The organism is Cryobacterium tepidiphilum, assembly GCF_003716325.1.
In the GTDB taxonomy this organism is placed as follows: Bacteria; Actinomycetota; Actinomycetes; order Actinomycetales; family Microbacteriaceae; genus Cryobacterium; species Cryobacterium tepidiphilum.
In genome coordinates this window covers 65,923-73,573 of sequence record NZ_RDSR01000013.1, presented here as the reverse complement: position 1 = coordinate 73,573, position 7,651 = coordinate 65,923, and the positions used below count along the sequence as shown (strand labels likewise).

The following is a 7,651-nucleotide window of genomic DNA, read 5'->3' as shown; positions in this document are numbered from 1 at the left end:
GGCATCGATGCCGGCCGCGCTCGCAGAGACGGCGTCTTCGCCAACAGCTCGAAGGTGAACGCCGAAGCGGGTGCGGTAGAGCACGAACCAGTACACGGGAACAGCGAGGAAGGCGACCCAGACTAGGGCGGTCTGGCCGCTGATCGCGGGGCCGATCACCGGGATATCGGCGAGCGGTCCAAGCGGGAGCTGCGGCAACCGGCTCTTGACGTCCCCCGGCGTCGAACCCGGATTTCCGTAGAACACGACCAGCAGCAAGACCGTGAGACCGGCAGCAACGAGGTTGATGCCGATGCCAACCACTATCTCATCCGCACGGAAGTACATTGTGGCGACAGCGAAGATCACGGCGAGCACCAGTCCTGCTGCGACCGCCGCGAGGACCCCGAGGAGGGGACTCCCCGTCGCAGCGCCGACGGCGATCGAGGTGAACGCTCCAGCGAGCATCATGCCCTCGAGGCCGATGTTGAGGATGTTGCCCATTTGGGTGATGGCACCGCCAAGAGCGGCGAGCAGCAGCGGCGCCGTCTTCGCGATGATGACGGCGAGCGTGCCGACCGTGAAGATCTGTGCCCAGAGACCATCCATCATCGGGCCCCCTCCAATTCCATCTCGGTTTCGACTTGCGGGTTGTAGGAAGCGGTTCCGCTCCGGGAGCTGCGGCGGCTGCGCCGTAGCCAGGACCACGCAAAGGTCGCAGTGATCAGGATGATGATGAGACCTTGAATGACACTGACGATCGGGAATGGCACCCCGGCCGTGATCTGCATGGCATTCGAGCCGCCCATCATGTTGGCGTAGAAGGCAGCACCCACGAACACGGCCCAGGGATTCAACCGGACCAGCAGGGCGACGGTCAGCGCCAGAAAGCCCCAGCCCGGCGAGAATGCCTGGAGGAACTTGCCTCCCTGCGGACCGATGACGTAGAGCGCGCCGGCGATGCCGGCAAGAGCGCCGGAGAGCAGCATGATCTGGATCGTCATTCGCCGCGGAGAGACGCCGGTGTACTGGGCGAATTGATTGCCTTCACCCACGGCCTTCAGCTTGAGGCCCCACGATGTGCGGTCGAGCAGGAGGCCAGTGACGATGACGAGGACAATGGCGATGAGCAGGTCCAGGCCGAGGCCGTAGCGGGGGGCCAAGACGGGCAGCATCGCTTCCGGCGATACGGCGACGGTGGCAGGGATCATCGAAGACGGGTCGCGAAGTGGACCGGTCACGAGGTACAGGGTGAACAGTGTCGCTACAGTGCTGAGGAGCAGCGTTGTGACAACCAGATCAACGCGCCAGATCGCGTAGAGCACTCCCGGCAGCAGGCTCCACAACGCTCCGGCGACCGCCGCGAAGACCAGAACGATGATCGGCAGCCAGGGCGACGGCACGTCTGTGAACGTAAAGCCTGCCACAGCGCCGCTAATGGCGCCGATGTACAGGGAACCCTCGCCGCTGAGGTTGAAGAGGCCTGCGCGGAAACTGACGATCACTGATGATGACAGGATCAGCAGGGGCACGAAGGCCGCCAGGAACGAGCTGACGCCGATCGGCGACTGGAACGCCGAGAAAAAGAGCGCCTCGTATGCAACGACCGGACTCTTACCGATGACCGCGAGGACGATGGCACCCACGACGAGGGCGAGCGCCACGGCGATGGCCGGCTGCAGGAGGGCCTTCCCGACCCGCCGCGCGCTCCCCAGGAACGATTCGGCTCCAGTGGCGCGGGCAGGCGATGGGGACGCGGCTTCGTCCGAGACCGGTTCAGGGGCTTTGACAACGGCCGCCGTTGCGAGCACTGCCTCAGCCTTCTCTGCTGCGAGTTCATCGAGGGTCGCCACGTGTTCAGCCTCTGCCTCCGCCACGTTCTCCTGGGTGGGTCTCACGCCCGCCATCGCCAGGCCGACACTGACCTCGCTCATCGTCGAGCGATCGAATTCGGCGAAAACCGTGCCGCGGTACATGACGAGCAGCCGGTCCGAGAGAGACATGACCTCATTGAGGTCGGCAGAGAACACGAGGACGCCGGCTCCCTGGTCGCGGGCAGTGAGGATGGCGTTGTGGACGAACTCCATGGCGCCCACGTCGACGCCCCGGGTCGGCTGGCTGATCATGAGGAGACGCGGGTCAGTGGTGAATTCCCGGGCGATGATCACCTTCTGCATGTTGCCGCCCGACAGCGAGGAGATAATCGTGTCGGGCTTGGCGTTACGCACGTCGAAGCGCTCGATGAGGTCCCGGGCGAACGAGCGCATAGCGCCAAGGTCCAGCCAGCCGCGCCGGGAGATGGGCCGCTCAAGGTGGGTCGCTGCGATGTTCTGGGCGACCGTGAGCCCCGGGCCCGCGCCTTCGAGATGACGGTCCTCCGGGATGTAGGCGAGGCCCCGCGAGCGCCGGGAGCGCACGGACGAGGCGCTGACGTCGTGGCCGTCGAGCAGGATTTTCCCCTGCACCGACCCGGGAGGGGCCATCCCTGCGATGGCCTCCGCGAGTTCTGTCTGCCCGTTGCCTTCGACACCCGCGATGCCGACGACTTCGCCGCGTCGGACGCTCAGATTGAGTCCGTCGACCGCGATGGCGCCACGGCCGTCTGCGGCACGGAGGTCCTGGACGGCGAGCACCTCCTCGGTCGGCGTTGCGGGGGCGTGCTCGACGCGAAGCAACACCTCTCGGCCGACCATCTTTGTCGCGATGTCGGCCTGGGTAAGGCCCTCCGCTGGAAGGGTATCGATGATCCGCCCGTCGCGGATGACCGAGATGGTGTCAGCGATGGAGAGTACCTCGCCGAGCTTGTGCGAGATGAAAATCACCGCACATCCGGCCGCGGCCAGCCCGCGGATCACGACGAACAACTCGTCGGTCTCGGTGGGCGTGAGCACCGCGGTCGGCTCGTCGAGGATCAGGATGCGCGTGTCGTGCGAGAGCGCCTTGATGAGCTCGACCCGCTGGCGCACTCCGACCGAGAGGTCGGCGATACGCGCCTGAGGGTCGATGGGCAAACCGAATCGTTCCGAGAGCTCATGGACTCGCTTGTCCATGCCCGCGCGGTCGAGGGTGCCGAATTGCGTCCGCAGCTCACGCCCGAGGTAGACGTTGGCAGCGACGGTCAGGGAAGGCACCAACTTGAAGTGCTGGTGCACCATCCCGATTCCCAAGTCCATTGCCTTCTTGGGGTCTGAGAGCGTTACGAGGGCACCGCCTACAGCAATCTCGCCCTCATCCGGCTGTGCGTTGCCGGAGGCGATCGACATCAGCGTGGATTTGCCGGCCCCGTTCTCACCGACGAGCGCGTGCACGCTTCCCGGGTGAACGGAGAGCGATATCCGGTCGTTCGCGGCCTTCGCTCCGAAGACTTTGGTGATATCGCGCAGTTCGAGGATGGGATTCAAAGTGGTGGTTCTCTTTCAGGAGTGAAGGTGGCCCGCGAGGGCACGCGGACCACCATGGGCTCTACGCCGTGGTTATCCAGCCGCGTTGGGAACCGTGATGGAGCCGTCGACAACCTTCTGCTTGTAAGAGTCGATGGCGTCGATGACGTCCTTCGGAACGATGTTCTCGTTGTTGTCGAAGGTCAGGCGCACGCCATCGTTCGCAAGACCGAAGGAGGTGGTCTCGCCGAACTTGAGCGTGCCATCTGCGGCCTGCTTCACTGCCTGCTCGATCGATCCGCCGACGTTCTTCAGCATCGACGCGAGGACGTGGCCGGGCTGGAGAGCGTTCTGGTTGCTGTCCACGCCGATGGCGTAGACCTTGCCGTCCGCCGCCGCCTGAAGTACACCCGTGCCGGCCCCGCCTGCGACCTGGTAAACCACGTCGGCGCCCTGGCCGATCATCGCCTTGGCCTGGTCAAAGCCCTTCTGCGAGTCGGTGAAGTTGCCAACGTACGAGGTCAGGACCTTGATGCTCGGGTCGACGGCGTGCGCGCCGGCCTCGTAGCCGGCGATGAAGTCCTTGATGACGGGAATGTCCATCCCGCCGACGACGCCGATCACCTTCTTGTCATTGGCGAGCGGAAACTCGGCCGTCTTCGTGGTGGCCTCGGCGGCCAGGACTCCGGCGAGGAAGGAGCCTTCGTTCTGTTTGAACAGCACCACCGCGACGTTGGGCGCCGAGACCGAGTCGTCATACATGATGTACTTCTGGTCCGGGTAGAGCGGTGCCACGGTCTTGAGAGTGTCGACGATCGAGCTCCCGCCAGTGACGACAAACGTGCTGCTGCCGTCGGATGCCGACTGCATGTTGGACTTCCACTGGGCGGGGTTCTTCGCGTCCGCCTGCAGCGTCTCCGCCTTCCATCCGTCCTTCTTGAGGGCGTCGATGCCGCGCTCGGCGTCATCGTAGAACGACTGGTCTCCGAGGGGCCCCGCGAGGACGTGGGCGATTGACTTGACGTCCGTCCCGTCGCTGGTGCTACTTGCGGCACTACTGCAGGCGCTGAGGGTCAGTGAGCCCAGGATGACGACGCCCGCGGCGAGGTATCGCTGTCGGTTCATAGAGAATTCCTAACTGTATGTCCCGAGGCATCGCTTGCATTCCGAGCCTCGTTGCTGGTGGTGGTGCAGGGATATCGGCATTGGGCCTTTAGGAAAGGTTCGATCGCGCCGCGGCATCTGTCAAAGAGTTGTTTTGAATGGTCTACATATCTTTTTGAGATGTAATGCGAAGCGGCCGGTTGATCTGTTTCTCAGATGCAACGTGCCAAGGATTGGCGCTTTACCGATTCGATGCGTTGCCTGATACTCGGATGCGGGCACTGCGGGCGCGCCGCCGCCATGTGACGGAAAGGGAACCATGAAGCCGACCATTATCGACTGCGATCCGGGGATCGATGACGCGATCGCCATCCTCCTGGCTTTCGCTAGTCCGGAGCTAGACGTGCGCGCCATCACGACCGTCGCGGGAAACACGACTGTCGAACGCACAACCGCGAACGCTCACCGACTACTGCATCTGATCGGTCGCACCGACGTTCCGGTGGGCCGAGGAGCATCGCAACCGCTTGTGCGGGCGGCCGGCGCGCCCATCGACGACATCCATGGCACGGACGGCCTCGGTGATGCCGGTATCCCCCCGGCGCCGGAGCCGGAGACGCAGCGCGACGCGATCCAACTGATCATCGAAACAGTCGAGTCCTCGCCGGAGCCGGTGACCCTCATCGCCGTCGGACCGCTCACCAATATCGCCCTCCTCCATGCGGTGCGTCCTGACATCGTCGACCGATTGGAGCGGATCGTGATCATGGGCGGGGCGGCGAAGGGCGGAAATGTCGCCCCTACTGCGGAATACAACATCTGGTTCGATCCGGAAGCGGCCCAGCGGGTCTTCGGCTTGGACGTGGACATCGTCATGGTGGGCCTGGACGTCACTCAGAAGGCGATCACCCGGCCGATCCACTGGGCGGAGCTCGAGAAGGGTGGCCTCGCGTCCCAGCAGATCTTGGCAATGAATGCGTTCTACAGCGCTTATCACGCCAGCCGAGGTGGCGAGGAGCTTACGATGCAGCACGATGCGCTCGCCGTGGCTGCCGCGATCCGGCCCGACCTGGTCACAGTGGTACCCGCACGTGTCAACGTGGAGTGCGCGTCTCCCCTGACCGTGGGCACCACCGTCGTTGACGTCGCGAACCCCCGGGAGGGCGGCCGTGTACGCGTCGCCTTGGACGTCGAGGTCGAGGAGTTCAACGAGTTCCTGGTGAGTCGCATCGCGCGGTTCCTCAGCGAGGTTGACGCGCGCACCGGAAAGTTCCTCGCCGGGGTGTCAGCCGCGTCCTGATCGCGCGTAACCCACGTCAGTCCTGCAGCAGTCCACCAGCGCGAAGGGACGCATCGCTGAGCACCATGTCCTCAACCGCTTTCGCGCGGGCCGTTCGCCGCACATCTTTGAGGCGTGCGACGACATAGGGGAGCTCGTCCACGTCGTCAGAGATGTCGAGCGCGGAGACATGCCCGCCGTCGTACGCCGTCGAGGACTGGGGGCGCTGATGCAGAATCGAAAACCCCAAGCCGCGGCCGACCAGGGCTCGCGCCGTCTCGTAGCTGGTGGTGCGGTAGGCAATGTTGGGCACCAGACCGCGAGAATGGAATAGGGACAGGAAGTGTTCCCGGCTTCTCGGCATGTCGAGCAATACAAATGGCCGCTCGACCAGTTCCTCCAGTGGCGCCGACGTTTGGCCCGGCCGGACGTCGGCCTCGGCGACCACCAGATACGGTCGCGCGCTGCCGATGCGGGCCGTGGAGATATCGCCGCTAAACCCAAAATCGTATGTAATGGCGAGCTCGGCGGCGCCGGATCGCAACACTTGGTCCGCCCCCTCGGCATCCGTTTCGATCACGTCGACTTCGAGGCCGGGGTATTCCAGCGCCAGGCGGATGAGCAGTCGTGGCATGAAGAACGGCACGAGCGTGGTGAAGCACGCGACGCGGACGGTTCCGTGCGGCTTGGCCGCGGTTCCGCGCACAACATCGATCACCCCTTCGAGTTCCGAAAGCAGCCAACGGGCGTCCTTGAGCAGTTGCTCGCCCGCGGCGGTCGGCACGAGACCGCGCGCGTGCCGACGGACGAAGAGCTGTGCCCCGATCTGCGCCTCGAGGCCAGCGATTGCCGTCGAGACCGCTGATTGAGCCACACCGAACTCGCGGGCCGCGCCGGTCATGGTTCCGGTGACGGCCGCTGCGACGAAGTAGCGGAGCTGGCTGAGCGTCACATCCCCGCGATTTGTCATCGGGGTTCCCCCTCTCCTGCGTCCGTGGTCCACGGGCTGCTGCTGAGAAGATCGGCGACCGCCCTTGCCCGGGCAGTGTGACGCTCCGATCGGGGCCGGGCCAAGACGATGGGCAGCGGCTCGTGGTCGCCGGTCAGGGTTACCGTGGCGACGTGGCCGCCGTCGTAGGTCTCGTTTGACACCGGCTTCTGGTTCAGGATCGAAAAGCCGAGGCCCCGCGCGACCAACGCGCGCACCGTCTCGTAGCTGCGAGACCGATAGCGGATGCGCGGCTGAAGGCCGCTCGCGGCGAGAAGATTCAGGAAATACTCCCGACTGAATGGGACGTCCAACAGCACAAAGTCCTCGGCCGCGAGCTCGGTCAGGGATGCCGACTCACGACTCGCGAGGCGATGGGCCGCGGGCAGTGCGAGGTAAGGCTCGGCGCGAGCTAGTGCACGCCGTTCGATCCCGGGCCCGAATCCGAAGTCGTACGTGATCGCCAGATCAGCTCGACCGCTGTGAAGGGCATCCCGGGCATTCTCCGTGTCGACCTCGGACACCTGAACGTCAATGCCCGGGTATTTCTTGCCGATCTTATTGAGCACTTGAGGCACGATAAAGGGAGTGAGTGTGAGGAAGCACGCGATGCGCACGACGCCGGTGAGCTGCCGCGCGGCCCCGCGTGTCGACTCCACTGCATCGTCAAGCTGATCGATGAGCTGCTTTGCGTCGGTGACGAAGCGCGCGCCCTCTGCGGTGAGTGCAAGCCCCTTGGACCGCATCCGGATGAACAGCTGCGCCCCGAGTTGGCTCTCCAGCTGAGCCACGGCAAACGAGACGGCAGACTGCGCGACGCGCAATTCCTGCGCGGCGCGCGTCATGCTCCCGAGCTCCGCCGCCATAGCGAAGTACCGCAACTGCTGAACCGTTACATCGTTTCGGGCCATTGCCGATTCC

At 64.7% G+C, this 7,651-nt stretch carries 6 protein-coding genes; 1 reads left to right on the top strand and 5 read right to left on the bottom strand.

The window, feature by feature from the left end; all coding sequences use genetic code 11:
* The 3 genes from EEJ31_RS09085 to EEJ31_RS09075 all read right to left on the bottom strand — a co-directional run.
* A partial coding sequence (locus EEJ31_RS09085; RefSeq protein ID WP_148040155.1) for an ABC transporter permease occupies positions 1 to 591 on the bottom strand: 591 nt, incomplete at its 3' end.
* The gene (locus EEJ31_RS13890) at positions 588 to 3,380 is read right to left on the bottom strand and encodes an ATP-binding cassette domain-containing protein (RefSeq protein WP_158603935.1); all 2,793 of its coding nucleotides are present in this window, start codon (positions 3,378 to 3,380) and stop codon (positions 588 to 590) included. The genes EEJ31_RS09085 and EEJ31_RS13890, both read right to left, overlap by 4 nt.
* A 72-nt stretch (positions 3,381 to 3,452) precedes the next feature.
* A complete protein-coding gene (locus tag EEJ31_RS09075) occupies positions 3,453 to 4,484 on the bottom strand; it encodes a BMP family lipoprotein (RefSeq protein ID WP_123045988.1) in 1,032 nt (343 codons plus the stop codon).
* A 298-nt stretch (positions 4,485 to 4,782) separates the two neighbouring features.
* Between EEJ31_RS09075 and EEJ31_RS09070 the strand changes: the two genes are divergently transcribed.
* Positions 4,783 to 5,763, top strand: coding sequence for a nucleoside hydrolase (locus EEJ31_RS09070; protein ID WP_123045987.1), 981 nt, complete (start codon positions 4,783 to 4,785; stop codon positions 5,761 to 5,763).
* A 16-nt stretch (positions 5,764 to 5,779) separates the two neighbouring features.
* Here EEJ31_RS09070 and EEJ31_RS09065 read toward each other — a convergent pair whose 3' ends face one another.
* Complete coding sequence (locus EEJ31_RS09065; protein WP_123045986.1) at positions 5,780 to 6,712, bottom strand: LysR family transcriptional regulator; 933 nt, start codon at positions 6,710 to 6,712, stop codon at positions 5,780 to 5,782.
* The gene (locus tag EEJ31_RS09060) at positions 6,709 to 7,641 is read right to left on the bottom strand and encodes a LysR substrate-binding domain-containing protein (protein ID WP_123045985.1); all 933 of its coding nucleotides are present in this window, start codon (positions 7,639 to 7,641) and stop codon (positions 6,709 to 6,711) included. The genes EEJ31_RS09065 and EEJ31_RS09060 overlap by 4 nt, the downstream gene beginning before the upstream one ends.
* Positions 7,642 to 7,651 lie beyond the last annotated feature (10 nt).